This is a genomic window from Microbacterium sp. ZXT2-5, assembly GCF_055329545.1.
The window spans coordinates 45,709-71,168 of sequence record NZ_JBUZWD010000001.1; the positions used below are offsets into that span (position 1 = coordinate 45,709).

The 25,460-nt window shown below is 71.2% G+C and carries 28 protein-coding genes; 9 read left to right on the forward strand and 19 right to left on the reverse strand.

What is annotated here, in order from left to right; translation table 11 throughout:
• Positions 1-6: 6 nt before the first annotated feature.
• From ACZBH1_RS00220 to ACZBH1_RS00280, 13 genes are all read right to left on the reverse strand, one after another.
• A complete protein-coding gene (locus ACZBH1_RS00220; protein ID WP_463646633.1) occupies positions 7-837 on the reverse strand; it encodes a regulatory protein RecX in 831 nt (276 codons plus the stop codon).
• A complete protein-coding gene (gene recA, locus ACZBH1_RS00225; protein ID WP_463645158.1) occupies positions 837-1,892 on the reverse strand; it encodes a recombinase RecA in 1,056 nt (351 codons plus the stop codon). Before recA ends, ACZBH1_RS00220 begins: the two co-directional genes overlap by 1 nt.
• A gap of 266 nt (positions 1,893-2,158) precedes the next feature.
• On the reverse strand, positions 2,159-2,380 hold the full coding sequence (locus tag ACZBH1_RS00230) for a DUF3046 domain-containing protein (RefSeq protein ID WP_336399031.1): 222 nt from the start codon (positions 2,378-2,380) through the stop codon (positions 2,159-2,161).
• Between the two features lie 41 nt (positions 2,381-2,421).
• Positions 2,422-2,730 carry a helix-turn-helix domain-containing protein gene (locus ACZBH1_RS00235; RefSeq protein WP_109211855.1) on the reverse strand — a complete coding sequence of 103 codons (309 nt, stop codon included), beginning with the start codon at positions 2,728-2,730 and terminating at the stop codon, positions 2,422-2,424.
• A gap of 162 nt (positions 2,731-2,892) precedes the next feature.
• The gene (locus ACZBH1_RS00240) at positions 2,893-3,396 is read right to left on the reverse strand and encodes a CinA family protein (protein ID WP_378884834.1); all 504 of its coding nucleotides are present in this window, start codon (positions 3,394-3,396) and stop codon (positions 2,893-2,895) included.
• Positions 3,393-3,965: a CDP-diacylglycerol--glycerol-3-phosphate 3-phosphatidyltransferase gene (gene pgsA, locus ACZBH1_RS00245; RefSeq protein ID WP_336399033.1), complete on the reverse strand. Its 573-nt coding sequence runs from the start codon at positions 3,963-3,965 to the stop codon at positions 3,393-3,395. Before pgsA ends, ACZBH1_RS00240 begins: the two co-directional genes overlap by 4 nt.
• A 49-nt stretch (positions 3,966-4,014) precedes the next feature.
• A complete protein-coding gene (locus ACZBH1_RS00250) occupies positions 4,015-6,741 on the reverse strand; it encodes a DNA translocase FtsK (protein WP_463645159.1) in 2,727 nt (908 codons plus the stop codon).
• An 81-nt stretch (positions 6,742-6,822) separates the two neighbouring features.
• Positions 6,823-7,317, reverse strand: a complete 495-nt coding sequence (locus ACZBH1_RS00255) for a GNAT family N-acetyltransferase (RefSeq protein WP_336399035.1) — start codon at positions 7,315-7,317, stop codon at positions 6,823-6,825.
• Between the two features lie 70 nt (positions 7,318-7,387).
• Positions 7,388-9,064 (reverse strand): ribonuclease J, encoded by a 1,677-nt coding sequence (locus ACZBH1_RS00260; protein ID WP_378884827.1) that lies wholly within the window; start codon positions 9,062-9,064, stop codon positions 7,388-7,390.
• Positions 9,065-9,136: 72 nt separating this feature from the next.
• Complete coding sequence (dapA, locus tag ACZBH1_RS00265) at positions 9,137-10,114, reverse strand: 4-hydroxy-tetrahydrodipicolinate synthase (protein ID WP_336399037.1); 978 nt, start codon at positions 10,112-10,114, stop codon at positions 9,137-9,139.
• Positions 10,115-10,182: 68 nt separating this feature from the next.
• Positions 10,183-10,947: an SDR family NAD(P)-dependent oxidoreductase gene (locus tag ACZBH1_RS00270; RefSeq protein ID WP_463645160.1), complete on the reverse strand. Its 765-nt coding sequence runs from the start codon at positions 10,945-10,947 to the stop codon at positions 10,183-10,185.
• Positions 10,948-10,966: 19 nt separating this feature from the next.
• A complete protein-coding gene (locus tag ACZBH1_RS00275; RefSeq protein ID WP_463645161.1) occupies positions 10,967-11,491 on the reverse strand; it encodes a dihydrofolate reductase in 525 nt (174 codons plus the stop codon).
• Entirely contained in the window at positions 11,488-12,297 is an 810-nt protein-coding gene (locus ACZBH1_RS00280) for a thymidylate synthase (protein ID WP_463645162.1), read from the reverse strand. Before ACZBH1_RS00280 ends, ACZBH1_RS00275 begins: the two co-directional genes overlap by 4 nt.
• A 128-nt stretch (positions 12,298-12,425) precedes the next feature.
• Here ACZBH1_RS00280 and ACZBH1_RS00285 point away from each other — a divergent pair, with 128 nt between their 5' ends.
• From ACZBH1_RS00285 to ACZBH1_RS00300, 4 genes are all read left to right on the forward strand, one after another.
• Positions 12,426-12,863 carry a TlpA family protein disulfide reductase gene (locus ACZBH1_RS00285; RefSeq protein WP_336399041.1) on the forward strand — a complete coding sequence of 146 codons (438 nt, stop codon included), beginning with the start codon at positions 12,426-12,428 and terminating at the stop codon, positions 12,861-12,863.
• Complete coding sequence (locus tag ACZBH1_RS00290; protein WP_463645163.1) at positions 12,856-13,398, forward strand: DUF4395 domain-containing protein; 543 nt, start codon at positions 12,856-12,858, stop codon at positions 13,396-13,398. The genes ACZBH1_RS00285 and ACZBH1_RS00290 overlap by 8 nt, the downstream gene beginning before the upstream one ends.
• A 103-nt stretch (positions 13,399-13,501) precedes the next feature.
• Entirely contained in the window at positions 13,502-13,927 is a 426-nt protein-coding gene (locus ACZBH1_RS00295) for an OsmC family peroxiredoxin (protein ID WP_336399043.1), read from the forward strand.
• Entirely contained in the window at positions 13,920-14,861 is a 942-nt protein-coding gene (locus ACZBH1_RS00300; RefSeq protein ID WP_463645164.1) for a TIGR01777 family oxidoreductase, read from the forward strand. Before ACZBH1_RS00295 ends, ACZBH1_RS00300 begins: the two co-directional genes overlap by 8 nt.
• 15 nt (positions 14,862-14,876) lie before the next feature.
• On the opposite strand, the gene ACZBH1_RS00305 is transcribed toward ACZBH1_RS00300, so the two are convergent.
• Both ACZBH1_RS00305 and ACZBH1_RS00310 read right to left on the reverse strand, forming a co-directional pair.
• On the reverse strand, positions 14,877-15,326 hold the full coding sequence (locus ACZBH1_RS00305) for a hypothetical protein (protein WP_336399045.1): 450 nt from the start codon (positions 15,324-15,326) through the stop codon (positions 14,877-14,879).
• Positions 15,323-16,138 carry a 4-hydroxy-tetrahydrodipicolinate reductase gene (locus ACZBH1_RS00310; protein WP_378884803.1) on the reverse strand — a complete coding sequence of 272 codons (816 nt, stop codon included), beginning with the start codon at positions 16,136-16,138 and terminating at the stop codon, positions 15,323-15,325. The genes ACZBH1_RS00305 and ACZBH1_RS00310 overlap by 4 nt, the downstream gene beginning before the upstream one ends.
• A 71-nt stretch (positions 16,139-16,209) precedes the next feature.
• Between ACZBH1_RS00310 and ACZBH1_RS00315 the strand changes: the two genes are divergently transcribed.
• Complete coding sequence (locus tag ACZBH1_RS00315; RefSeq protein ID WP_336399047.1) at positions 16,210-16,683, forward strand: GNAT family N-acetyltransferase; 474 nt, start codon at positions 16,210-16,212, stop codon at positions 16,681-16,683.
• Positions 16,684-16,693: 10 nt separating this feature from the next.
• Here ACZBH1_RS00315 and ACZBH1_RS00320 read toward each other — a convergent pair whose 3' ends face one another.
• The 3 genes from ACZBH1_RS00320 to ACZBH1_RS00330 form a co-directional block, all read right to left on the reverse strand.
• Positions 16,694-17,296, reverse strand: a complete 603-nt coding sequence (locus tag ACZBH1_RS00320) for a histidine phosphatase family protein (protein WP_336399048.1) — start codon at positions 17,294-17,296, stop codon at positions 16,694-16,696.
• Between the two features lie 122 nt (positions 17,297-17,418).
• Positions 17,419-18,456 carry an aldo/keto reductase gene (locus ACZBH1_RS00325; protein WP_336399049.1) on the reverse strand — a complete coding sequence of 346 codons (1,038 nt, stop codon included), beginning with the start codon at positions 18,454-18,456 and terminating at the stop codon, positions 17,419-17,421.
• Between the two features lie 291 nt (positions 18,457-18,747).
• Positions 18,748-21,027, reverse strand: coding sequence for a polyribonucleotide nucleotidyltransferase (locus ACZBH1_RS00330; protein ID WP_463645165.1), 2,280 nt, complete (start codon positions 21,025-21,027; stop codon positions 18,748-18,750).
• A gap of 331 nt (positions 21,028-21,358) precedes the next feature.
• Here ACZBH1_RS00330 and ACZBH1_RS00335 point away from each other — a divergent pair, with 331 nt between their 5' ends.
• Together ACZBH1_RS00335 and ACZBH1_RS00340 are read left to right on the forward strand one after the other, a co-directional pair.
• A complete protein-coding gene (locus ACZBH1_RS00335) occupies positions 21,359-21,541 on the forward strand; it encodes a DUF5302 domain-containing protein (protein WP_336399051.1) in 183 nt (60 codons plus the stop codon).
• Positions 21,542-21,605: 64 nt separating this feature from the next.
• Positions 21,606-21,791 carry a hypothetical protein gene (locus ACZBH1_RS00340; protein ID WP_336399052.1) on the forward strand — a complete coding sequence of 62 codons (186 nt, stop codon included), beginning with the start codon at positions 21,606-21,608 and terminating at the stop codon, positions 21,789-21,791.
• Positions 21,792-21,843: 52 nt separating this feature from the next.
• Here ACZBH1_RS00340 and ACZBH1_RS00345 read toward each other — a convergent pair whose 3' ends face one another.
• The gene (locus ACZBH1_RS00345) at positions 21,844-23,295 is read right to left on the reverse strand and encodes a cation:dicarboxylate symporter family transporter (RefSeq protein ID WP_336399053.1); all 1,452 of its coding nucleotides are present in this window, start codon (positions 23,293-23,295) and stop codon (positions 21,844-21,846) included.
• Positions 23,296-23,477: 182 nt separating this feature from the next.
• Between ACZBH1_RS00345 and ACZBH1_RS00350 the strand changes: the two genes are divergently transcribed.
• Together ACZBH1_RS00350 and ACZBH1_RS00355 are read left to right on the forward strand one after the other, a co-directional pair.
• Positions 23,478-24,746, forward strand: a complete 1,269-nt coding sequence (locus ACZBH1_RS00350) for a sensor histidine kinase (protein ID WP_463645166.1) — start codon at positions 23,478-23,480, stop codon at positions 24,744-24,746.
• Positions 24,743-25,453, forward strand: a complete 711-nt coding sequence (locus ACZBH1_RS00355) for a response regulator (RefSeq protein ID WP_463645167.1) — start codon at positions 24,743-24,745, stop codon at positions 25,451-25,453. Before ACZBH1_RS00350 ends, ACZBH1_RS00355 begins: the two co-directional genes overlap by 4 nt.
• Positions 25,454-25,460: the final 7 nt, after the last annotated feature.

Here is a 25,460-nt window from a genome sequence, read left to right on the forward strand (position 1 = left end):
GCGTCGTCAGCGCTCCTCGAACCGGACCCGCCCGGAGGACTGCGTCGTCTCGTCGAGCGCCGTCCGCGCGGCGCTCAGCGCGACCGAGCCGCCGTAGCCGCGGCGAGCCAGCTGTCCGGCCAGACGGCGGAGTGCGACGTCGCGATCCAGACCGCGCATCGACCCCGCCTTGCTTCGCGCGAACACCAGGGCCCGCTCCGCGTCGTCGTCGGGGAGCTCGGCGAGGGCGGCGTCCACCACGTCGCGCGGCACGCCGCGCTTGACGAGGCTCTGCGCGATGGCCTGCCGGCCCTGGCCTTTGCGGTCGACGCCGGCGTGCACGATCTGCTCCGCGAGCCTCGCGTCGTCGAGGTAGCCGCGCGCGATGAAGGCGTCGATGATGCCATCGGCGGCGTCGGCGTCGACATCGAGCCGGACGAGGTGGGTCCTCGCCTCCGAGACAGAGAGCTGCCGCGACCGGAGCTTCTTCACCAGGCCCTGCTCGGCGGCCTCGGCGGCGGCAGCAGCGTCGGCGGCACCAGCGGAGTCAGCAGTCCGCGCACCGGCGGGGTCAGCAGTCCGCGCACCGGCGGGGTCAGCGGTCGACGCACCGGCGGGGTCAGCAGTCCGCGCACCGGCATCGGCGGGGGCGCCGCCGCGATCATCCACGGTCGCGCGCTCCTCGGCGGGGCGTGACGGCGTGCGCGCCCCGGGCAGGCGGTCCAGCGTCTGCTGCACCTGCGCCGCGGTCTTGGGATAGGAGCCGGGAGCCCGGTCGCCGAAGAGCGGGATCACGGGGGCGAGTCCGTCGTCGGTCCCGACGTCGGACTCGTCCCCGCTGTCGACGAAGCGGACCATCACGCCGGGCGGCGCGCCGCCAGCTCGTCGCCGACCGTGCCCTCAGCGCCACCCTTGGGCACGCCGATGCCGAGCTTCGTCTTGATCTTCGACTCGATCTCGGCGGCGACGTCCTCGTTCTTGATGAGGAAGTTGCGGGCGTTCTCCTTGCCCTGCCCCAGCTGCTCGCCGTCATAGGTGTACCAGGCACCCGACTTCTTGACGATGCCGTGCTCCACCCCGAAATCGATGAGGCTGCCCTCGCGGGAGATGCCGACGCCGTAGAGGATGTCGAACTCGGCCTGCTTGAACGGCGGCGCCATCTTGTTCTTGACGACCTTGACGCGCGTGCGGTTGCCCACCGCCTCGGTGCCGTCCTTGAGCGTCTCGATGCGACGGATGTCGAGGCGCACCGATGCGTAGAACTTCAGCGCCTTGCCACCGGCGGTGGTCTCGGGCGAGCCGAAGAACACGCCGATCTTCTCGCGCAGCTGGTTGATGAAGATCATCGTGGTGTTGGTCTGGTTGAGCCCGCCGGTGAGCTTGCGGAGCGCCTGCGACATGAGTCGCGCCTGCAGGCCGACGTGCGAGTCGCCCATCTCGCCCTCGATCTCGGCCTTGGGCACGAGGGCTGCGACCGAGTCGATGACGACGAGGTCGATGGCCCCCGAGCGCACCAGCATGTCGGCGATCTCGAGCGCCTGCTCGCCGGTGTCGGGCTGCGACACGAGCAGCTGGTCGATGTCGACGCCCAGCTTCTGCGCGTAGTCGGGGTCGAGCGCGTGCTCCGCATCGACGAACGCGGCGATTCCGCCGGCGCGCTGCACGTTGGCGATGGCATGCAGGGTCAGCGTCGTCTTACCCGACGACTCCGGTCCGTAGATCTCGATGATGCGGCCGCGCGGAAGCCCGCCGATGCCGAGGGCGACGTCCAGGGCGATCGAGCCGGTGGGCACGACCTCGACGGGCGCGCGCTCGTCGCTGCCGAGGCGCATCACCGAGCCCTTCCCGAACTGCCGGTCGATCTGGGCGAGGGCCGATTCCAGGGCCTTCTCGCGGTCAACGGGTGATGGCATGACGTGCTCCTCTATGCTCGCGTTCCGTCGCCTGTAGGCTGTCGCGCTCCGACCCGGCGGGACGGATGCTGCGACAAGGCGTGAGGTGTCGTTCGACGGTGTTCACGTTAGGGAGGGGCTCCGACATCGGCCCTCGCTCCTCCCGGATCCGTGCAAAACACGTTCTCGACACCCGCTGTGCAGGAGCCTACGCCGGTATCGAACGAAGATTCGAGCAGACACGCCGCGGCGGACGGCGATGGACGATGCCGCGCGGTCGCGGCAGGTCAGCGGCGCGGCTCGAGGCGTCCGACGCCGTACCGCCGCTCGGCGGGCACGTCCAGCTCCTCGCACAGCGCGAGCCAGACCTCGCGGGGATCGACCCCGGCGGCGATGGCATCCGTGGCCGTGCGGCCGCCGACGCCCGACAGGACCAGGTCGGTCACCACCGCGTTCGCCCGGGCGCCGAACTCGTCCGAGACGGCGCGATGGAACTCACTCCGGCGCATGCGTGCTCGCTGGTTTCGACACTTCGTACAGGAGGCGCGGATCAGCGCAGCGACAGCTCCGCGTCGACCGACGCGACCAGGTCGTCGGGCACGACGTCGGGGAAGGTCTGCAGTCCCTCGAGCACCGAGATGCGGTCGCCGACCTCGCGCATGATCGTCGAGATGGGGACGTCGAGCGCCTCGGCCACCGACGCGAGGATCTCGCTCGAGGCCTCCTTCTGGCCGCGCTCCACCTCGCTGAGGTAGCCCAGCGCGACGCTCGCGCGACTCGCGACCTGACGGAGGGTGCGCCCCTTCTGCTGGCGGAAATCACGAAGCACTTCGCCGATCTCTTGACGTACCAGGATCATTTTGGCCCCCTCCTCACTTCGGATTCCGCGTTGTCCGGGTGGACAACAGTACAGCACCAGCTGATGCCAATTTAGACCCGTGCGCTGAGCATCGGGTGGGAATCACCGAATGTAACCGAGACGAAACACGGTCTGTTCCCGAGTCGACGATCGCGGGGCGCGTCACAGCAGCGTGAGCGCCAGCTCGAGCGCCCCGATCACCGCCCGGGAGCGGATCTCGTCCCGCGTGCCCGACAGCGTCAGCGACGTGACGACGGTCGTCTCGGGCGTGGACACCGCGACGAAGACGGTGCCGACAGGCTGACCGTCCTGCGGATCCGGCCCGGCGACCCCCGTGGTGGCCAGGCCGACGTCCGCGCGGAGCACATGCCGCACGCCTTGCGCCATCTGCTCCGCGACCGCGGGGTCGACGGCGCCACGGGCGGCCAGCAGGTCCGCCTCGACGCCGAGCGCGCTCGTCTTCAGATCCGTGGAGTACGCCACGATGCCCCCACGCAGATGCGCGGAGGCGCCGGGGACGTCCACGAGAGCCGCGGTCAGACGCCCGCCGGTGAGCGACTCCGCCGCGGCGACAGACCACCCGCGCGCATCCAGCGCGCGCAGCACGGCGACAGCCGGGTCGGGCGCAGACGGCGCCGTTTCGCCGTCGGGCGTCGAGCCGCTCACTTCCTCCCCCGCTTCGCGCGGGCGGCGCGCGCCTCGCTGACGACGTAGTCGATGCCGCTGGCGATCGTGAGGATCACCGCGATCGCCATCGTGACGCCGTTGACCCAGTAGATCCACTCGCCGACGAGCGTCCACAGGGGCAGGAGCGCCAGCGACAGCGCGACGCCCTGCGCCAGCGTCTTGAGCTTGCCCATCCACGCCGCCGCCAGGACGTGGTCGCTGACCACCGCGAAGCGGTACACGGTGATCCCGACCTCGCGGACGAGGACGACGATCGTGATCCACCAGGGAAGCTCCCCGAGGATCGACAGCCCGATGAAGGCGAAGCCCGTCAGCACCTTGTCCGCGATCGGATCCAGCAGCTTGCCGAGGTCGGTGACGATGTCGTTCGCCCGCGCGAGATAGCCGTCGATCCCGTCGGTCGCGATCGCCACGATGAACAGCACCGCCGCCCACCAGCGCAGCGCACCGTCGGCGCCGCCGTCGGCGAGCAGCATCCACAGGAACACCGGCGCACAGAGGATGCGCACGATCGTGATCGCGTTGGGGAGCTGCCGCGGGATCGCCATGGCCCGAGCCTATCGGCGCACGCGCCCGCCCGTGACGGGGCTGAAGGCTTCAGTCGCGTCCGGTGAGGCCCCAGGCGTCCTCGGAGCCCTCGTCGCCGTCGACGACCGGGTAGCCGTCGTACTGCGCGCCGACGGCATCCGAGCCGTAGGGGTCCTCGGCGACCGGGGGTGCCGCGGCGGCCTCGTCGGGCACGTCCTGGCCGCGCAGACGGGCCAGAACGGTCGGCAGCTGCTCGACGGTCACCAGCACGTCACGGGCCTTGGAGCCCTCGGAGGGGCCGACGATCTCGCGGGACTCGAGGAGGTCCATGAGACGGCCGGCCTTCGCGAAGCCGACCCGCAGCTTGCGCTGCAGCATCGACGTCGACCCGAACTGGCTCGAGACCACGAGTTCGGCGGCGGCGAGGAGCAGCTCGAGGTCGTCGCCGATGTCGGCGTCGATCTCCTTCTTCTCGGCGGCGGCCTGCACATCGGAGCGGTACTCGGGGCGCGCCTGCGCCGTGACGTGCTTGACGACGGCCTCGATCTCGCTCTCGCTGACCCACGCGCCCTGCACCCGCAGGGCCTTGGAGGCCCCCATCGGCAGGAACAGCCCGTCGCCCTGGCCGATCAGGCGGTCGGCGCCGGGCTGGTCGAGGATGACGCGCGAATCGGTGACGCTCGTGACCGCGAACGCCAGGCGCGACGGCACGTTGGCCTTGATGAGTCCGGTCACGACGTCGACCGAGGGCCGCTGCGTCGCCAGGACGAGGTGGATGCCGCTCGCCCGGGCGAGCTGCGTGATGCGCACGATCGAGTCCTCGACGTCGCGCGGGGCGACCATCATGAGGTCGGCGAGCTCGTCGACCACCACGAGGAGGTACGGGTAGGGCTTCAGGACGCGCTCGCTGCCGGGCGGGAGCGTGATCTCGCCCGCGACGACGGCCTTGTTGAAGTCGTCGATGTGCCGGAAGCCGAAGGACGCGAGGTCGTCGTACCTCATGTCCATCTCCTTCACGACCCACTGCAGCGCCTCGGCCGCCTTCTTCGGGTTCGTGATGATCGGCGTGATGAGGTGCGGCACGCCCGCGTAGGAGGTGAGCTCCACGCGCTTGGGGTCGATGAGCACCATCCGCACGTCGGCGGGCTTGGCGCGCATGAGCAGGCTCGTGATCATCGAGTTGACGAAGCTCGACTTGCCCGAGCCGGTGGAGCCGGCCACCAGCAGGTGCGGCATCTTGGCCAGGTTCGCCACGACGTAGCCGCCGCCGACGTCCTTGCCGACGCCGATCGTCATCGGATGCGTCTGATTCGTCGCCGCCGTCGAGCGGAGCACGTCGCCGAGGGTCACGATCTCGCGGTCGGTGTTGGGGATCTCGACCCCGATGGCGCTCTTGCCGGGGATGGGCGCGAGGATGCGCACCTCGTTCGAGGCCACGGCGTAGGCGATGTTGTTCGTCAGGGCGGTGATGCGCTCGACCTTGACGCCCGGGCCGAGCTCGATCTCGTACTGGGTGACGGTCGGGCCGCGCGAGAATCCCGTCACGCGCGCGTCCAGCCCGAACTGGTCGAGCACGCTCGTGATGGCGCGCACCGTGTCGTCGTTCGCCTGCGACCGTGCGACGTGCGGCGATCCGGCCGCGAGCGAGTTGACCGACGGCAGGCGGTACGGCGCCGAGGGCGAGTCGACCGCGGTGGACGACCCGATGCCGTCCAGGCCGGGCAGCGTGCCGTCGTCCTCGATCATCTCGGCGTCGTCGCGCAGCGACGTGCGCGATGAGGTGGCAGCCTTGGCCGCCGACAGCACCGCCGGGTCGATGACCTCCGTGAGGTCGTCGGTGACGGTCGCCGGGGGCGGGGTCACCGTCGGTGCGATCGCCTGCTCGAAGCCGCCCTGCGACGACCCCGGAGGCAGGAGCTCGGTGAGGGCGTCCGAGCCGAGCCCGTCCTCGGGGTCGGTCTCGCGACCCGTCTTGTTGCGGCGCCACCACGGGAGGGAGGGGTCGCCGTCGTCGTCGGAGTCGTCGCCGGCGGCATCCGTCGTCTTGTCTTCTCGGGGCTCGGCGCCGAACATCCACAGGTACAGCTCGCCGAGCCGCCGACCGATGCGGTTGGGCGGCGTCTTGGTGATGATCAGCACGCTCAGCACCGCCAGGAGGGACAGCACGATGTAGGCGCCGACGTCGGTGAGCACCAGCGCGAGCGGCTCGCCCACCATCCAGCCGAAGAGCCCGCCCGCCTCGCTCAGCGCGGGAAGCCCCTCGTTCGGCTGCGGGCGGCCGCCGGCGACGTGGCAGAAGCCGGCGATCGTGAGGATCAGCAGGCCGAAGCCGATGCCGACGCGCCCGTTGTCGTGCACGGATGACGGATGCCGGAACATCCAGCCCGCGAGCAGCAGCAGGAGCACCGGCAGCACGAAGGCCTCACGGCCGATGAGGCCGCCGACGGTGTAGGCGCTGATGGTCTTCGCGACCTCGCTGCCGATGAAGAACCACTCGTTCACGGCGCCGGCGATCGCCAGCAGCACGAGCAGGAACGGGAAGCCGTCGCGGCGCTGCTCCTTCTCGAGCGACTCCGGGCCGAACGCCCGGAACAGTCCGCCGGTCCCGTGCGCGAGCCCCATCCAGGCGCGCACGATCACCGGCGGCCGGTCCGCGTCCCCGACGTAGCGCTTGGGTGCCGGCGCGGGCTTGGCCGCGGCGGGCTTGCGCGGCGTCGACGACGCACCGGATCGCGCGTTCGCGGACGCGCTCGAAGACGCACGCGACCCCTTGGTCGGGCTTGTGCTCCTGGCCATCCCTCCACGGTAGGCGGGGACTCCGACAAATCAGGGCAACCACGCCGCCCGGGGCCACGAGTCGCGACGACGGCGGACGTCTCAGCGCAGGCGCTTCACCATGGTGTCGCGGCCCGTCCCCCGCTGTGTCACCGCGAACCCCTCGCTGCGGTACAGCGTCGAGGCGAAGTTGTCGCGCTCGACGCTGAGGCTGATGCGCGCGAACCCCTCGGAGCGTGCGTGCTCGCACAGCCGCTGCAGCAGGGCCCGGCCGACGCCGTGGGCGCGCCAGATCGGCTTCACGCCGATGATCAGCTCGGGGACGCCCGTGCCGACGTATGCGAACCCGGGATCGCTGCGCGGAAGCATCCGGTACCAGGCGGCGCCGATCGGCTCTCCCGTCGCGGCCTCGGCGACGAAGCCCGCGTCGCCAGGCCGCATCCAGCCGGCGACGTACCGCCCGTGCTCCTCCCCGCCGATCACCTCGTGCCGCGGCCGTGCGCCGCCCTGCCGCCAGTTCGCCGCCTCGACGACCATGTCGCCGAGGAACGAGCCGTCCGCCGGCACAGCGGGACGGATGCGGAACGAGGTACCCACGAGGCCGATGGTACGGCCATCCGTGTTACGTGCGGGCTACGCTTCGATTCTCCGCCCGGCGGTGATCCCGCTATGCCTCTATCACGAGCGGGACGATCATGGGCCGGCGTCGCAGCGACTGGTTCACCCAGCGCCCGATCGTGCGGCGCACCACCTGCGACAGCGCGTGCGGGTCGCGCACGCCCGACTTGGCGGCCTCGGTGAGCGCCGCGGCGATCTTCGGCTTGACGTCCTCGAAGACGCGGTCGTCCTCCGCGAAGCCGCGCGCGTGGATCTCGGGACCCGAGATCACCTTGCCCGTCGCGGCGTCGACCACGACGATCACCGAGATGAAGCCCTCCTCGCCGAGGATCCGGCGGTCCTTGAGGTCGGCATCCGTGATCTCGCCGACGGTCGAGCCGTCCACGTACACGAACCCGAGGTCGAGCTGGCCGACCATGTGCGCGTCGCCGTCCTTGAGGTCGATGACGGTGCCGTTCTCCGCGAGGAGCGTGCGCTCGGGCGCGATCCCGGTGTCCTGGGCGAGGCGGGCGTTCGCCATGAGGTGGCGGTACTCGCCGTGCACCGGCAGGACGTTGCGGGGCTTGAGGATGTTGTAGCAGTACAGCAGCTCGCCGGCGGCGGCATGTCCGGAGACGTGGACCTTGGCGTTGCCCTTGTGCACGACGTTGGCGCCGAGCTTGGTGAGCCCGTCGATGACGCGGTACACGGCGTTCTCGTTGCCGGGGATGAGGCTCGACGCCAGGATCACCGTGTCGCCGGCGCCGGGCTCGATCGCGTGGTCGAGGTTCGCCATGCGGCTCAGGACGGCCATGGGCTCGCCCTGCGAGCCGGTGGACATGTAGACGATCTTGTCGTCGGGGAGGTCGCGCGCCTTCTTGTAGTCGATCAGCACGCCCTCGGGCACGTGCAGGTAGCCCAGGTCCTCCGCGATGGTCATGTTGCGCAGCATGCTGCGGCCGAGGAGAGCCACCCTGCGACCGTGGGCGGCCGCGGCGTCGAGCACCTGCTGCACGCGGTGGACGTGGCTGGAGAAGCTGGCGACGATCACCCGCCGCGGCGCCTTGCCGATGACCTGGTCGAGCACCGGGCCGATCGAGCGCTCCAGCGGCGTGAAGCCGGGGACGTCCGCGTTCGTGGAGTCGACGAGGAAGAGGTCCACGCCCTCCTCCCCCAGCCGCGCGAAAGCGCGCAGATCGGTGAGGCGCCCGTCGAGCGGGAGCTGGTCCATCTTGAAGTCGCCGGTCGCGAGCACCGTGCCGGCCGGCGTGCGGATGGCGACGGCCAGCGCGTCGGGAATCGAGTGGTTCACGGCGATGAACTCGAGCTCGAAGGGCCCGAGGTTCTCTCGCTGCCCCTCGGTCACCGTGAGGCTGTACGGCCGGATGCGGTGCTCCTTGAGCTTGGCCTCGGTGAGCGCGAGCGTCAGGCCGGAGCCGACGATCGGGATGTCGCTCTTGAGCTTGAGCAGGTACGGCACCGCGCCGATGTGGTCTTCGTGGCCGTGGGTGAGCACGACGCCGACGATGTCGTCGAGGCGTCCCTTGATCGGTTCGAAGTCCGGCAGGATCAGGTCGACGCCGGGCTGGTGCTCCTCGGGGAAGAGCACGCCGCAGTCGACGACGAGGAGCTTGCCGCCGTACTCGAAGACGGTCATGTTGCGGCCGACCTCGCCGAGGCCGCCGAGCGGCACGACGCGGAGCGTGCCCGCTTCCAGCTCGGGGGGATCGTACGGGGTGGTGGGCATTGTGAAGCCTCCTCCGGATGCCGTGGCATCCGTTCATCATCGTGCCGTCGCCCGATCGGCGACGGCACTTCGTCATCTGGTCGTGCCCGAGACCTTGGGCAGCGCACCGCCGGCGGCCGCGTTGCGGTCGGGACGGAAGTTCGAGAAGTCGGCACCCGGGACGTCGGTCACCAGGGCGAGCTCGTCCTCGATCTTGGCGGCCTCCCACTCCTCGGGGCCCACCAGCGGCAGGCGCACGCGCGGGCTGCCGATTCGGCCCAGGCCGTGCAGGATGTACTTCGCCGACACCGTGCCGGGCACGTGGGTCATCACGGCGCGCACGAGCGGCTCCAGCTGCTTGTGGGCCGCGGTCGCCGCCTTCAGGTCGCCCCGGTTGACGGCGTCGACGATCACGCGGTACGGCTGGGCCGCGATGTTCGCGGTGACGCCGATGAGGCCCGTCGCGCCGATCGCCAGGTGCGGCAGCACATTGGCGTCGTCGCCGGAGAAGTACATCAGGTCGGTCTGGTTGAGCACGCGGCTCACCTCGCTGAAGTCGCCCTTGGCGTCCTTGATGGCGAGGATGTTCGGATGCTTGGCGAGGCGCAGGATCGTCTCGTAGCGGATCGGCACGCCGGTGCGCCCGGGGATGTCGTAGAGGATCACCGGCAGATCGGTGGCGTCGGCGACGAGGCGGAAGTGCGTCAGGATGCCCGCCTGCGTGGGCTTGTTGTAGTACGGCGTGACGATCATGATGCCGTCGGCGCCGACCTTCTCGCTGGCCTTGTACAGCTCGATCGCGTGCGCGGTCTCGTTGGATCCGCCGCCGGTGATGATCTTCGCCCGCCCGGCCGCGACATCCTTGCCGACCTCGACCAGGCGGATCTTCTCCGCATCGGTGAGGGTCGACGTCTCACCCGTGGTGCCGGTCACGACGATGCCGTCGGCGCCCGCGGTGATGACGTCGTCGATGTGCTTCTCGACAGCGGGCCAGTCGACCTCGCCGTCGGCCGTCATGGGGGTGACGAGGGCGACGAGCACCTGTCCGAAGGGATTGCCCGGATGCGTCATGTTCTCAGGGTATCCGGATGCCGCGACTCCGCGTGCCGCCGGAGCAGGCCCGTGTGGCTCGCGCGCGCTCAGCGCCCGCGCTCGGCGATGCGGGCGGCGAGCGCCGGCGGGGCGAATCGGGCCCCCCACACCAGCAGCTTGTACCGCAGCGACGGGATGGAGACGGGCACGCCGCGCGCGGCGTCGCGCAGGGACGCCGCCACGACGTCCCGCGCGTCCAGCCAGAGGGCGTCCGGCACGCCCTCCTGTCCCGGCGGGAGGCCGAGGCGCTCGTGGAAGCTCGTGTGCGTCCAGCCGGGGCAGACGGCGGTCACGGTCACTCCGCGCGGTCCGTAGCGACCGTTCGCCCAGCGGCTGAAGCTGACCAGCCACCCCTTGCACGCGCCGTAGGTCGAGCGCGGGATGAACGCCGCGACCGACGCCACGTTGAGGATGCGGCCCCGGCCGCGCGCCAGCATGCCGCCGAGCGCCGCGTGGGTGAGGCGCATGGGCACGTCGACGTGCAGGCGCAGGTGGCTGACCTCGTCGGCGATGTCGTTGCTCTCGAACGCCAGCGGCAGCCCGAACCCCGCGTTGTTGACCAGGATCTCGATCGGGCGGGCCTCGTCGGCCACCCGCTCGATCACGCGGTCCCGCTGCCGGGGCTTCAGCAGGTCCGCGGCGAGCACCTCGACCTCCACGCCGTACACGGTGCGCAGGCGGGACGCGAGGGCCTCGAGCGCGGAGCGGTCGCGCGCCACGAGCACGAGGTCGGCGCCCTTGGCAGCGAGCTGGCGGGCGTACTCGGCGCCGAGGCCCGAGCTCGCGCCGGTGATGAGAGCGGTCTTCGCCACGTCGCCTCGTCCCGCCGCTCTACTGCGCCCGCACGAGCGTCAGGAACCGATAGCGGATGCCGGAGCTCGACGTGTGCCAGCCCTCCGGCGGATCGATCCTCGACGGGATCCACCCCTCGCGCTCGGGCGCGGTGGTGTCGCCGGGCACCTGCAGGTCGAACTCGGTGACCTCCAGGAGATCCGCCTGCCCGATCGCCTCGCGGAACAGCTCCCCGCCGCCGATCACCCAGATCCGGTCGGGGTCGCCCTCCGCCGCCAGCGCGAGCGCGGCCTCGAGCGAGCCGGCGGGTTCGGCGCCGGCCTCCGCCCAGTCGTCCCGGTGCGTGACCACGATGTTGCGCCGCCCGGGCAGCGGCCGGAAGCGGGCGGGGAACGACTCCCACGTGCGCCTGCCCATCACCACCGGCGCGCCGAGCGTCGCCGCCTTGAAATGGGCGAGATCCTCGGGGACGTGCCACGGCATGCCCCCCTGCGCGCCGATCACGCGGTCGCGGGCCTCGGCCCAGATCAGGCCGATCGGGCGACGCGGGTCAGCGGCGGTCATACCGCGACCGCGCCGCGGATCGCGGGGTGGTGCTGGTAGTGCTCGAGCACGAAATCCTCGTACCGGTAGTCGAAGATCGAGCCGGGTGTGCGCGCGAGGCGCAGCGTCGGGTACGGGTAGGGGTCGCGGGTCAGCTGCTCGCGCACCTGCTCGAGGTGGTTGTCGTAGATGTGGCAGTCGCCGCCGGTCCACACGAAGTCGCCCGGCTCGAGGCCCGCCTGCTGCGCCACCATGAGGGTCAGCAGCGCGTAGGAGGCGATGTTGAACGGGACGCCGAGGAAGAGGTCGGCGCTGCGCTGGTACAGCTGGCACGACAGCCGGCCGTCGGCGACGTAGAACTGGAACATCGCGTGGCACGGCGCGAGGGCCATGTCGGGGATGTCGGCGGGGTTCCACGCCGAGACGATGAGCCGCCGCGAGTCGGGATTCGCGCGGAGCTGGTCGAGCACGAGCGCGATCTGGTCGATGTGCTCGCCCGACGGCGTCGGCCACGAGCGCCACTGCACCCCGTAGACGGGACCGAGCTTTCCGTCGGCATCGGCCCACTCGTCCCAGATCGTGACGCCGTTCTCCTGCAGCCAGGCGACGTTCGACTCACCGCGGAGGAACCACAGCAGCTCGTAGGCGACCGACTTGAAGTGAACCCGCTTCGTGGTGACGAGGGGGAACCCCTGCGACAGGTCGAAGCGGATCTGACGGCCGAAGACGCTCGTCGTCCCGGTGCCGGTGCGGTCGTCCTTGTGGGTGCCGTTCTCGAGCACGTCGCGCAGGAGGTCTTCGTACGGAGTCGGGATCGGCGTCGTCACGGCTGCCACGATACCCGCCGCCAGCACGTCCGGCCCGGCAGCCGCGCAGCGCTTCGCGTCACGCCGCGTCGCGTCATCTGAGCGATCGGCGCGTCCTCGGCGGCGGAAAGGGGTTAGCCTGGTCTGCTGTGACCCTCGTCGGCGCCCTCATCGCACTCGCCGTGCTCCTCGCGGCGACGATCGCGCTCGGCGCGTACCTGAACTGGCGCCAGTCGCACGCTCGCCGCAACGTGGCCCACGAAGTCGTCGAGCCCCACCGGCTCGGGGCCGAGGGGCTGGGTGAAGTCGCCACGCTGCTGCAGTTCAGCACCGAGATGTGCGCCCGCTGCCCCGGGGTGCACCGCACGCTCGCGGCCATCGCCGACGATCACGAGGGTGTGCTGCACCTCGACGTCGACCTCACGCATCGCCCCGACATCGCCAAGCACTTCCACGTCCTGCAGACCCCCACCACCCTCGTGCTGGACCGCAACGGGGTGGTGCGGACCCGCTTCGGCGGCACCCCGGGGCGCGATGTGCTCGAGCTCGAGCTGAACCGGCTGAGTGCGGAGGGTGCGAGTGTCTGAGAGAGCGGATGCCGCGACCCCGCGCGGCATCGATCCGCGCGGACCGCGGTTCGTGGCAGGCATCACCGCCGTGCTGCTCCTCGTCGACGTGTTCCTCGGGCTGACGGGCCTGTCCACCGCGCGCACCGCCGACGGCTGGGCGATCGCCTCGGCGACGCCCGGCGAGCGGTTCCTGGACCCTGCCTTCTTCCTCCTCCTCGCGATCGCCGTGCTGTTCGCGTGGGGAGTGGCCTCGCCGCGCACGGCGCCGTGGGGCGCGCTGTACCGCGCGCTCGTCGCGCCCCGCCTCGGCGCCCCGACCGCGCTCGAGGACCCGCGCCCGCCGCGCTTCGCGCAGGGCGTCGGTCTCCTCGTCTCCGTCATCGGACTCGCGCTGCACCTGCTCGGCGTGCCCTGGGGCCTCACCATCGCGGCCGCAGCAGCTTTCGTCGCGGCCTTCCTCAACGCGGTCTTCGGCCTCTGCCTGGGGTGCCAGCTGTACCTGCTGCTGCAGCGCGCGGGCATCGTCGGCCGCGCCCGGCCGGCCTCCGCCTGACACGTCGCGCATCGCCGCGCAACCGTCGCGGCGCGGCATCCGTGTTGATTAGGCTGACGCGAGACGCCTGCGACGCAGGCGCACCGCGAGCGAGGAGGCCCCCATGACCGTCACGAGCGAAGCGACCACCGCCTGGAACGGCGGACTGTTCGACGGCTCCGGAGAGACCACCTTCGTCTCGTCGGGCCTGGGCACGTTCCCTGTCAACTGGAAGGCGCGCAGCGAGGGCTCCACCTCGGTCACGACGCCCGAGGAGCTGATCGCCGCCGCGCACTCGTCCTGCTTCAGCATGGCGTTCTCGCTCGCCCTCGCCGAGAACGGCACCCCGCCCGAGTCGATCGACACCACGGCGTCGGTGACCTTCAAGCCCGGCACCGGCATCACCGGCAGCCACCTCAACGTCAACGCCGTCGTCCCGGGCATCGAGCCCGAGGAGTTCGAGCGCATCGCGCAGGAGGCGAAGGCCGGCTGCCCGGTCTCGCAGGCCCTCGCGGGCGTCGAGATCACCATCGAGGCCACGCTTGCCTGATTCCCCCGGCGCCGCCGACGCCGCCCCGGCGACCCCGCGGAAGGTGGTCGTCTCCGGCGCGTCGGGGCTGATCGGAGCGGCCCTCGTCGAGAGCCTGCGGGCCGATGGGATCGAGGTCGTCACACTCGTGCGGCGCCCGCCCGTCGAGGCCGGAGAGATCGAGTGGCTCACAACGGACGAGCCGCTCGACCCCGCGGTGCTCGACGGCGCCGACGCCGTCGTCGGGCTGAACGGCGCGAACATCGGACGGTTCCCGTGGACGCCCTCGTACAAGAGCACGCTGCTGTGGTCGCGCGTCACGCCGACGCGTGCGCTGGCCCGCGCCGTGCGGGAGCGGGGAGCGGATGCCCCGCACTTCGTCGCGGCCTCCGCCGTGGGCTACTACGGCTCGGCCCCGGGGGCCCGGCTGACCGAGGATTCGCCGCGCGGTGACACGTTCCTCGCCGATCTGTGCGGGGAGTGGGAGGCGGCAGCGCTCGGAGCGGGGCCCGATGCCGCGGTGTCATTGCTGCGCACGGCGCCCGTGGTGCACGCGGACGGCGTGCTGAAGCCGCTGCTGCTCCTCACGCGCTTCGGGCTCGGCGGGCCGATCGGCCCCGGCACGCAGGCCTGGCCGTGGATCTCGCTCGAGGACTCGGTGCGCGCGATCCGGCACATCATCGACGCGCGACTGACAGGCCCGGTGAACCTCACGGGCCCGACGCGCGCGACGGCGAACGACCTCGGATTCGCGCTGGCGCTGCGGATGAACCGCCCGTTCCTGCTGCGTGCTCCGGTGTGGGGCATGAAGCTGGTGCTCGGGGCCGACGCCACGGAGGCGATCCTCACCGCCGACGCGCACGTCGTGCCCGCCGCGCTCACGGCATCCGGGTTCGTCTTCGCGCACCCGACCGTCGAGGACGCCGTCGCCGCCGCCGTGCCGGCGCGCGTCTGAGCCCGGCCGTCCGCGTCAGCGGGCTCGCTCGGCCGACTCGAGGCGGATCGCCGTGCGCACCGCCTCGCGCGCGCGCCGACGATCACCGGCGGCGTCGTACGCGAGGCCGAGCCGGAACCACACCCGCCAGTCGTCGGGGTGCGCCTCGGCATCGGCGCGGTAGGCGGGGAACACCGCGTCGCCGTCGGCGCGGACGACCCTGCCGCTCGGCAGCACCGCCACCTCGTCCTCGGGCAGTCCCCCCTCTGCCTCGAGTCGACGCCCCAGCTGCTCGGCGCGCACGCCGAACCACAGCTCGCGCCCCAGCGCCCATGCCGCGATGAGCGGCAGCACCACGAGGGCGATCCCGATCGCGACGCCGACGGCCTCGCCGCTGGTCATCAGGAGCCATGCGCGCTGTCCCACCAGCACGATGTACAGCGCGAGCAGCACCGCCATGACGGCGACGCCGATCCGGGCGGTCATGCGGACGTGGTGCGGGCGACCTGCCCCGTGACGCCGCCCTCGTCCAGCGGGCGCGCTTCGGTGTGCGCTGCGCGCCGGCCGATCCCGATGTCGATCAGGCTGTCCAGGCCGATGGTCACACCCGTGGCGTCGCGCGCGGCCGCCAGTGCCAGCCGGATGCCGGGACCGTACGCCCTCGCCGGCTCGACGGTGTCGTGCACGATCGTGAGGGACTCCCCCGGTCCCGACAGGATCGTCTCCTGCCGGGCGAGGACGCCGGGGCGGCGCAGCGAGTGGATGGGGATGCTCGCGACCTGCTGCCCGCGGGCGCGCTGGTCGACGTGCGGCGATTCGACGGGCCCGACGCCCTCCCGCGCCGCCGCGATCAGCTCCGCCGTGCGCACGGCGGTGCCGCTGGGCGAGTCGATCTTCGTCTCGCGGTGCGCTTCGACGATCTCGATCGAGGGGAAGAACGGGGCGGCGGCGGCGGCCAGCGCGGAGCCCAGCACGGAGCCGATGGAGAAGTTCGGGATGAAGACGGCGCCGGTCGCCGCGGCGTCGACGAGCGGTCGCACCAGCGCGATGCGCTCGGCCGACCAGCCGGACGTGCCGACGAGCACGTTGATCCCGCGCTCGATGGCGGCCCGGACGACGTCGATCGACACGGCAGGCGTGGACGCGTCGACGACGAGGTCGGCGCCGTCGAGGTCGGAGAGGTCCGAACGCGAGGTCAGCACGGCGGTCAGCTCGAAGCCGGGCTCCGCCTCGACCACGTCGCGGATGATGCCGCCGAGCTTGCCGGTGCCGCCGACGATGGCCACGCGTGTCGTCATGCGTCCATCCTAGGCGGGCGCCCTGCACCCGGCCGGGCGGCCGCGGGGTAACCGGCGCCTACGCTGGAGAGGTGGTGACACTGCGCCCCTCCCCCGCTGACGCCCCCGACGCCCACGAGCTGCTCGCCGAGTACTTCCGCGCGCGCACCGAGGGGTTCGCGCTCATGGACGTCTCCTACCGCACCTCCTTCCCCGACCCCGCGGCATTCGTCCCGCCGGCGGGCGTCTTCGTCGTGCTGGACGACGACGAGGGCGTCGCGCAGGGCTGCGGCGGCATCCGTCTCATCCCCCCGGGTGCGCTCGGCATCCGTTACGAGCTCAAGCACCTGTATCTGCGACCGGGCACGCGCGGGCGGGGATGGGGCCGGCTGCTGGTCGAGGACCTCGAGCGCCGGGCGCGCGGGTTCGGGGCCGCCGAGCTCGTGCTGGACACGCACCACTCCCTCGAGGCGGCGGGAGCGCTGTACGCCCGCACCGGCTTCACGCCGATCGATCCCTACAACGACAACCCCAACGCGACGCGGTGGTACGGCAAGACGCTGTGAGCGTCCGGCGTCAGACGGGATAGATCTCGGGCAGACCCGTACGCAGCTCGACCGGCAGGTGCGCCATGTCGTTGTGCGAGAGCATCGTCCACGGCCGGCCCTGCTTCTGCGCGATGACGGTGAGCCCGCAGTGCGCCTGGTTGAGCGTCATCCATCGCCACTCCGGCGCCTGCAGCACCTCGCGCACGAACCAGGCGATCACGAAGTTGTGCGTGATCAGCAGCTCGTGGACGTCGCCGCGCTTGCGGACCAGGTACTCGCTGACGGCGTCGGACATCTGGGCGCGCCCGGCCTCGACCTCGGCCTCGGTGACCGATCCGAAGAACGGCTCGAACACCGCGGGCGTGTCGTCGGTCATCCCCGTCGGCACGCAGTCGAAGAGGAGGGCCGAGGGCTCGGGCGAGACCGACGGCATCCGCTCGGCGACCGCCCGCGCCGTCTGGCTCGCCCGCTCCAGCGGCGAGTGCCACACGGCATCGAACGGCACCCCCGAGAGGCGGTCCGCCAGCAGCGAAGCCTGGCGGCGTCCGCGCGGGGAGAGGGGTCCGTCGATGAGACCGTGCTCGGCATCCTGATGCTCACCATGCCGCACGAGGTAGATGTAGTGCGTCACGCAGCTCACTCCGTCGGGGGTCGCGTGCCGGGGGAAGGCACCCTTCCACCCTACGACACGTGCCCGTGCCGGCCGGCGGGCTGTGGACGCGCCCGTGCAACCGGCCCGGCGGACCGCTGCGGCTACTCCGAGGCGCGTCCGATGTCGGCCAGCTGGGAACGGCTGAGCCGCACCCCGACGCCCTGGACGAGCTCTTCGACATGCTGCGGCGCATAGGCGTTGACGATGGGCGCGGTCACGAGCCGCTGGGACAGGAGCCAGGCGACGGCGACCGCGGCGTCGGGGACGCCGAGGTCCGCGCCGACGGCATCGAGCGCGCGCAGCGTCCGGCTCCCCCGCCGGTTCAGATTGGCCGCCAGCTGCGCTCCGCGCACCGACAGCGCCCCGCGGATCTTCGATCGCTGCCGGCCCGCCAGGAAGCCGTGCTCGAGGGCGTGCGACGGCGTGACCGCCATGCCCTGCGCACCGGCGACGAGGCGCAGGTCGGCATCGAACTCATGGCGCCTCAGCACGTTGAACGGCACGTCGAGCACCGTGATGCGCGGATAGCCCGCGGACGAGAAGATGCGGGCCTCCACCAGTTGCGCCGCGGTGTAGCCGAACGCGCCGAGCGCGCGCACCTTCCCGGTGTCGACGAGCCACTCCGCCGTCGCGAGGGTGTCTTCCAGCGACGATCCGGGGTCGGTCGTCGCGTCGAGGGACAGCACGTCGATCCGGTCGGTGCGCAGCCTCGTCAGAGACGCTTCGACGGCGCGGATCAGGTTCACCGGGCCGAGCCCCGGGTTGTCGGCGTGACCTCCGACCCGGACGGTCAGCACGATGTCGTCGCGGAGCCCGCGCGAGTGCAGCCACTGGCCGATGATGTGCTCGCTGCGCCCGCTGGAGTAGCTGTCGGCGGTGTGCACCGCGTTGCCGCCGAGCTCGGCGTACGTGTCGAGGATCGCGTGGCTGGACTCGAGGTCGACGTTCCACCCGAACTCGGCCGCGCCGAGGATCAGCGGGAACACGTGCGCGCCGCTCTCGCCGAGCGGCACGCGGATGTTGCTGCCCACCGAGGGCCCCTGAACCGGGATGGGTGCCGACGGATGCGGGCCGAGCGCGCCGGTGGCGGCATCCGGGCTCACCGACGGAAGCGTCGAGTCAACGCCGAAGAAAGCCATGTGCCACCCCCTCACTCAGCTCGTCGCCGAACCTTGTGATCAAATGTCCGCACCCCCCGGCGCGTACTTCGAGGGTAGGGCAGTCCGGACAGCACGCCGCGCGCTGAGGCGAACTGTCGATAAACATTGCATAACGGTTTGATCACGAATGGCCGGTCCGGCGAGATCCGCGTCCGCCGGCGCGGCGATGCCGGCGCGCGAGCGAACCGGACGACGGATGCCCGCCCCGGTGTCGGGGCGGGCATCCGCTGCGATGGGCCGGCCGTGCCGGCCGCTCGGGGCTTCGGGCGATCATCCCTCGGCAGGAGCCTCCGGACCGGGGTTGGCCGCGTCGCGACCCTCCTGGTCGGCGGCCTCCTCGAGCACCGGCTCGAGCGAGAGCTTGCCGCGGTCGTCGATCTTCGTGATCTTGACGAGGAGCTTCTGGCCGACGGAGAGGACGTCGTCGACGTTCTCGACGCGCTTGCCGCCGGCGAGCTTGCGGACCTCGCTGACGTGCAGCAGGCCGTCCTTGCCGGGCAGGAGCGAGATGAACGCGCCGAACGTCGCGATCTTCACGACCGTGCCGAGGAACTGCTCGCCGACCTCCGGGTTGGTGGGGTTGGCGATCGCGTTGACCTGGGCACGGGCGGCCTCGGCCGACGGGCCGTCGACGGCGCCGATGTAGACGGTGCCGTCCTCCTCGATGGAGATGTCGGCGCCGGTCTCGTCCTGGATGGCGTTGATCGTCTTGCCCTTGGGGCCGATGAGCTCGCCGATCTTGTCGACCGGGATCTGCACGCTGATGACGCGCGGGGCCGTCGGAGCCATCTCGTCGGGCGCGTCGATCGCGGCGTTCAGCACGCCCAGGATCGTCAGACGCGCGTCCTTGGCCTGCGTCAGCGCCGCCGAGAGCACCGACGACGGGATGCCGTCGAGCTTCGTGTCGAGCTGGATCGCGGTGACGAACTCGCTCGTGCCGGCGACCTTGAAGTCCATGTCGCCGAGCGCGTCCTCGGCGCCCAGGATGTCGGTCAGCGCGGCGTACCGCGTCTGGCCGTCGACCTCGTCGGACACCAGGCCCATGGCGATGCCGGCGACAGGAGCGCGCAGCGGCACACCCGCGTTCAGCAGCGACAGGGTCGAGGCGCACACCGAGCCCATCGACGTCGAGCCGTTCGAGCCGAGAGCCTCGGAGACCTGGCGGATCGCGTAGGGGAACTCCTCGCGTCCGGGCAGCACCGGCACGAGCGCGCGCTCGGCCAGGAAGCCGTGACCGATCTCGCGGCGCTTCGGGCTGCCCACGCGGCCCGTCTCACCCGTCGAGTACGGCGGGAAGTTGTAGTGGTGCATGTAGCGCTTGTGCGTGACGGGCGACAGCGAGTCGATCTGCTGCTCCATCTTGAGCATGTTCAGCGTGGTGACGCCCAGGATCTGGGTCTCGCCGCGCTGGAAGATCGCCGAGCCGTGGACGCGCGGGATGACCTGCACCTCGGCGTCGAGCGGGCGGATGTCGGCGAGGCCTCGACCGTCGATGCGGACGCCCTCGGTGAGGATGCGACCGCGCACGATCTTCTTCGTCACCGACTTGTACGCGGCGCTGAACTCCAGCGTCGCCGTGCCGGGCAGCTGCTCGGCCTCGACCGCGGCGATCAGCTCGGCCTTGACGCGGTCCTTGACGGCGTCGTCGGCGTTCTGACGCTCCTGCTTGTCGGCGATCTGGTAGATGCCCACGAGCTCGTCGTACGCGCGACCCGCCACGAAGTCGTAGGTCTCCTGGCTGTATGCCGGGAAGACCGGGTACGACTGGATCTCCTTCGCCGCGGAGCCGGCGACGACGTTCTGCGCGGCGACGAGCTCCTTGATGAAGGGCTTCGAGGCCTCGAGGCCCTGCGCGACGACCTCTTCGCTCGGCTTGGTCGCGCCGCCCTTGATGAGGTTCCAGGAGCCCTCGGTGGCCTCGGCCTCGACCATCATGATCGCGACGTCGCCGTCGTCGAGCACGCGGCCGGCGACGATGAGGTCGAACACGGCCTCCTCGAGCTGCTTCGCGTTGGGGAACGCGACCCACTGGTCGGCGTGCTCGCCGTGGCCGGGGACGAGCGCCAGGCGAACACCCGCGATCGGACCCGAGAACGGCAGACCCGAGATCTGGGTCGACAGCGAGGCGGCGTTGATCGCGAGCGCGTCGTAGAACTCGCCCGGCGCGATCGAGAGCACCGTGACGACGATCTGCACCTCGTTGCGGAGGCCGTCGACGAACGACGGGCGCAGGGGGCGGTCGATCAGACGGCAGACGAGGATCGCCTCGGTCGAGGGGCGGCCCTCACGACGGAAGAACGATCCCGGGATCTTGCCGGCGGCGTACGAGCGCTCCTCGACGTCGACGGTGAGCGGGAAGAAGTCGAAGCCCTCGCGGGGGTGCTTGCCGGCGCTGGTGGCCGACAGGAGCATGGTCTCCTCGTCGAGGTACGCGGCGACGGCACCCTGTGCCTGCTGCGCGAGTCTGCCGGTCTCGAACCGGACGGTGCGGGTGCCGAAGCGGCCGTTGTCGAGGACGGCTTCGGCGGCGGTGATTTCCGGACCTTCCAAGAGGTCCCTCCTTCTTTGTTTAGCCTCGTCCGGCCGTGTGCCGGGCGAGGGTCAATCGAAGGAGCAGGAACAGGCAGATCTCGGCGCGCGGTGATTCCGCGGACTCGCCAGCGCTGGTCACCAGTCGAAGATCACCCGGCGCTTCTCGCGTCGGGGAACCCACCACAGGGGACCAGCTTCCTGCCGGCCTGCTCCACAATGCCCGTCTCGGGCACGGTGCTCATATTGATTTGAGCGGATGCCCAGGGGGCAACCCGCACAAGCCTACCAGCGGGGTCCTCCTTCTCAGGAACCCTGGCGGGCGTCGGATGCCCCGCCTAGGGTGGGGGGCATGAGCACCGACGAGAAGCCGGCGTCCTCGGCATCCGATGAGATGAAGCGCAAGTTCAAGGAGGCTCTCGACAGGAAGAACGCCAACCACCGCCAGGGCGAGTCCCACCTCGACGCGGACTCGGCCATCCACGGCACGCACGGCGCGATGACCAAGCGCGAGTTCCGGCGCAAGAGCGGATAGGAAACATGAGCCTCGGGCCGACCAGAGGCCACGCCAGGGCGGCGGGGCACGATCGGGGCGCGCAATGAGCGATTTCCGCGAGCGCGTGCCGGACGACGAGCGCGACGTGCCGATCGACGACGACGTCGAGCTCGAGCTGCCGCCGCCGACCATCGACCCGCTCGAAGCGGTCGAGGAAGACGTCGACGAGCTCGAGTTCGAGGAGCGCGAGTCGGCGATCGAATCGGGCGAGATCGACCCCCACGACTGAGACGCAAGGAAGGGAGGGTGCGGCTCCCCGCACCCTCCCTTCCTCGCCCTCCTCAGCGCGAGAGGATGGCGTCGCGCTCGCGGGCGCGCCGCTCCTTGGCCTCGGCCTCGGTGATCGCGGCCTCCTCGAGACCCTGCACGCCGACGGCCTCGGGCGATGCCGACATCCCGTCGTGGTCGTGCCCTGACAGCGTCGTCTCGTCGAACGGCAGTTCTCCGGCGAGGACGCGGCGCGCGCGGCCCGCGTCGAACTCCTTGGTCCAGGTGCCGACGAGCACCGTCGCGACGGCGTTGCCGGTGAAGTTGGTGAGCGCACGCCCCTCCGACATGAAGCGGTCGATGCCGACGATGACGCCCACCCCGTTCACGAGGTCGGGGCGGTAGGCCTGCAGACCGCCTGCGAGGGTCGCCAGGCCTGCGCCCGTCACACCCGCCGCGCCCTTCGAGGCGATGATCATGAAGACGAGCAGGCCGATCTGCTCGCCGATGGACATCGGCGCTCCCATGCCGCTGGCGATGAACAGCGACGCCATCGTGAGGTAGATCGCCGTGCCATCGAGGTTGAACGAGTAGCCCGTCGGCACGGTGATCCCGACGACCGGCTTCGACACGCCGAGGTGCTCCATCTTCGCGATGAGCCGCGGCAGCGCTGATTCGGACGACGATGTGCCCACGATCAGCAGGTATTCGCGCGCCAGGTACTTCATGAGGCTGAAGAGGTTGACGCGAGCGACGAGGTACAGCAGTGTGCCCAGGATGCCGACGATGAAGACGATGCACGTGATGTAGAAGGCGATCATCAGCGTGCCCAGGGCCCAGATCGCGGCGATGCCCGTGTTGCCGACGACCGCCGCGATGGCTCCGAACGCGCCGATCGGCGCGAGCCACAGGATCATGCCGAGGATGCGGAACACCAGGCTCTGCAGATGCTTGACGGCATTCATGATCGGCGCGCCCTTGTCGCCCATCTGCTGGAGGGCGAAGCCCACCAGCAGCGCGATGAAGAGCACCTGGAGCACGCTCTCCCCGGTGAAGGCCGAGAAGAAGGTGGTCGGGATGATGCCGAGGATGAACTCCTGCGTGGTCTTGGCCTCCGCGGTGGACTCGTAGCTCGCGCTGGTCATGTTGAGGCCCTCGCCCGGGTGGAGGAGGTTGCCGACCACGAGGCCGATGGCGAGCGCGAAGGTCGACATCACCATGAAGTACAGCAGCGCGAGCCCGCCGATCCTGCCGACTGTCGCGGCCTTGGCGATGGAGCCCACCCCGACCACGATCGTGCAGAAGATGATGGGGGCGATCATCATCTTGATGAGGGCGACGAAGCCCTCGCCGAGCGGCTTGAGGGCCACGCCGACGTCGGGCCAGACGAGGCCGACGACGGCGCCGAGCACCACCGCGACGATCACGGCGATGTAGAGCCAGGTGTGCTTGTCCCACGCCTGCTTGCCGCGCCTGGCGTTGAAGCCGGGGAGCGTGAACGACGTGGTGCGGGTCGAGAGAGCCATCTTTGCCTCCTGCGGGATGTACGACGGTGTGTCCGCGGTGCCGCACGATCCGGCGGCGTGACCACAGCGTGCGCGCAGGCGCCGGCATGGTCCTACTTGTGGTCGTATTGGTCGCGCCCGGACGCTCGGCGCAGCAGCGCGCAGGCGCGAGGATGGATGCGGCGGCATCGAGGAGGAGAGCCATGTCAGCGAAGACAGAGCGCGGCAGCGCGGCATCCCGCGTCTTCGCCGTGGTCGCGCTCTCTGCCGCGGTCATCGTGGCCGCTCTGGCCGGCGTGCTGGTGCTGGATGCGGAACGGTCCGAGAGGGGCGAGGCCGAGGAGGTGACCCGGGCGGTGGCGGCATCCCTCGCCGTCCTTCCCGAAGTGGGCGCCGCGCTGACGGAGGCGGGGGCCTCGGCGCGACTGCAGCCGGTCGCCGAGGACGTGATGACGCGCGCGGGGGTGGACTTCGTGACGATCATGACGCCCGACGGCATCCGCGTGACCCACCGGGACCCGGACCAGATCGGCCGGCACTACCTCGGCACGATCCCCGCAGCGCCGCAGGCGGTCACCGAGGAGTTCACCGGGACGCTCGGCCCCTCCGTCCGCACGATCGTGCCGGTGGAGTCCGCCGGCGAGCTCGTCGGCTGGGTGTCGGTCGGCGTGACGATCGGCAGCATCTGGTCGGACATCGTGCCGCGGCTGCCCTTCGTCGTGTCGATCGCGCTCGCGCTGCTGGCCGCGGGACTGATCGGGGCATGGCTGGCCCGTCGCACCACGCGTCGCCTGGCCGGCGACCTGCCGGCCGGCACGATCCGCGACGCCGTCGCCTCGTACGAGTCGGTGCGCACCCTCGGCGAGGCGCTGCGCGCGCAGACCCACGAGCATGGGAATCGCATGCACACGGCGGTCTCGCTCCTCGAGCTCGGCCGCACGCGTGAGGCGATCGATATCCTCACCGAGACCTCGCGCCAGAGTCAGGAGCTGGTGGATCAGGTCGCCTCCCGCCGGGGCGGCGATCCCACCGTGGGCGCGCTGCTGCTCGGCAAGGCCGCGCAGGCCCGCGAGCGCGGAATCGAGTGGTCGGCCGAGATCGACCCGCAGGCGCCTCGCAGCGCGCTCTCGCCCGTCGACGCGGTGTCGGTCGTCGGGAATCTCATCGACAACGCGATGGATGCCGCAGCCGCCGCTGACGCACCGCGCTGGGTGCGCGTCGCCTTCGGCACCGCGCCCTCGTCGCCGCCCGCGCTGCGCCTGGAGGTGTCCGACAGCGGTCCCGGCGTGCCGGCCGGGGTGCGCGACCGGATCTACGAGCACGGCTTCTCGACGAAGCCGCGAGGCGCGGAGGGGCGCGGTGTCGGATTGGCGCTCGTCCACTCGATCGTGGCGGGCGCCGGCGGATCGGTCACCCTGCGGGACCACCCGACGACCTTCGTCGTCACCCTCCCGGCGGGGCCGGACGCATGATCGGCGTCCTGCTCGTGGACGACGACGCGCTCACGCTCGAGCTGCACCGGGAGTACGTCGCGCGCCTGGACGGCTTCCGGGTGGTCGCGGAGTGCACCGGCGCCCGCGCCGCGATCGACGCCGTGCTCACGCGCCACGACGACATCGATCTGGTGCTGCTCGATGTGACCATGCCCGACGGCACGGGGCTCGACGTGCTGCGGCACCTGCGAGCGCGCGGGATCGCCGTGGACGTCATCGCGATCACGGGCGTGCGCGACGCCGAGGTCGTGCGCCAGATGGTCGCGCTCGGGGTCGCCCAGTATCTGGTGAAGCCTTTCGCCTTCGCCGCCTTCCGCGAGCGCCTCGAGCAGTACCGCGAGTTCCGCCGCCGCGCCGTCGCGGCCGCAGGCGCACCCACTCAGGCCGAGATCGATGCGCTGCTGGGGGCGCTTCGCCCCGCCGTGCCGGTGGCGCTGCCGAAGGGGCTCTCCGCCGGTACGCTCGCCCGCATCAGCGACGAGGTCCGCGAGCGCGGTCCGGTCTCGGCCGCGGAGGCGGCGGACCGCCTGGGGATGTCCCGCGTCGCGGCGAGGCGATACCTGGAGCACCTCGTCACGGCCGGCCGAGCGCACCGGGCGCCGCGCTACGGCACCGGCGGCCGCCCCGAGTCGGAGTACGGCTGGGTGCATGACGCCCAGACGCACGGTGGCACCGCGGACGGGTGAGCGGATG

What these genes read in the sequence shown, in the direction of transcription:
- ACZBH1_RS00220 (WP_463646633.1), bottom strand. Translation starts at nt 837, where the DNA reads ATGGTCCGCTTCGTCGACAGCGGGGACGAGTCCGACGTCGGGACCGAC.
- recA (WP_463645158.1), bottom strand. Translation starts at nt 1,892, where the DNA reads ATGCCATCACCCGTTGACCGCGAGAAGGCCCTGGAATCGGCCCTCGCC.
- ACZBH1_RS00230 (WP_336399031.1), bottom strand. Translation starts at nt 2,380, where the DNA reads ATGCGCCGGAGTGAGTTCCATCGCGCCGTCTCGGACGAGTTCGGCGCC.
- ACZBH1_RS00235 (WP_109211855.1), bottom strand. Translation starts at nt 2,730, where the DNA reads ATGATCCTGGTACGTCAAGAGATCGGCGAAGTGCTTCGTGATTTCCGC.
- pgsA (WP_336399033.1), bottom strand. Translation starts at nt 3,965, where the DNA reads ATGGCGATCCCGCGGCAGCTCCCCAACGCGATCACGATCGTGCGCATC.
- ACZBH1_RS00250 (WP_463645159.1), bottom strand. Translation starts at nt 6,741, where the DNA reads ATGGCCAGGAGCACAAGCCCGACCAAGGGGTCGCGTGCGTCTTCGAGC.
- ACZBH1_RS00260 (WP_378884827.1), bottom strand. Translation starts at nt 9,064, where the DNA reads ATGCCCACCACCCCGTACGATCCCCCCGAGCTGGAAGCGGGCACGCTC.
- dapA (WP_336399037.1), bottom strand. Translation starts at nt 10,114, where the DNA reads ATGACGCATCCGGGCAATCCCTTCGGACAGGTGCTCGTCGCCCTCGTC.
- ACZBH1_RS00275 (WP_463645161.1), bottom strand. Translation starts at nt 11,491, where the DNA reads ATGACCGCCGCTGACCCGCGTCGCCCGATCGGCCTGATCTGGGCCGAG.
- ACZBH1_RS00295 (WP_336399043.1), top strand. Translation starts at nt 13,502, where the DNA reads ATGACCGTCACGAGCGAAGCGACCACCGCCTGGAACGGCGGACTGTTC.
- ACZBH1_RS00305 (WP_336399045.1), bottom strand. Translation starts at nt 15,326, where the DNA reads ATGACCGCCCGGATCGGCGTCGCCGTCATGGCGGTGCTGCTCGCGCTG.
- ACZBH1_RS00310 (WP_378884803.1), bottom strand. Translation starts at nt 16,138, where the DNA reads ATGACGACACGCGTGGCCATCGTCGGCGGCACCGGCAAGCTCGGCGGC.
- ACZBH1_RS00325 (WP_336399049.1), bottom strand. Translation starts at nt 18,456, where the DNA reads ATGGCTTTCTTCGGCGTTGACTCGACGCTTCCGTCGGTGAGCCCGGAT.
- ACZBH1_RS00335 (WP_336399051.1), top strand. Translation starts at nt 21,359, where the DNA reads ATGAGCACCGACGAGAAGCCGGCGTCCTCGGCATCCGATGAGATGAAG.
- ACZBH1_RS00340 (WP_336399052.1), top strand. Translation starts at nt 21,606, where the DNA reads ATGAGCGATTTCCGCGAGCGCGTGCCGGACGACGAGCGCGACGTGCCG.
- ACZBH1_RS00345 (WP_336399053.1), bottom strand. Translation starts at nt 23,295, where the DNA reads ATGGCTCTCTCGACCCGCACCACGTCGTTCACGCTCCCCGGCTTCAAC.
- ACZBH1_RS00350 (WP_463645166.1), top strand. Translation starts at nt 23,478, where the DNA reads ATGTCAGCGAAGACAGAGCGCGGCAGCGCGGCATCCCGCGTCTTCGCC.
- ACZBH1_RS00355 (WP_463645167.1), top strand. Translation starts at nt 24,743, where the DNA reads ATGATCGGCGTCCTGCTCGTGGACGACGACGCGCTCACGCTCGAGCTG.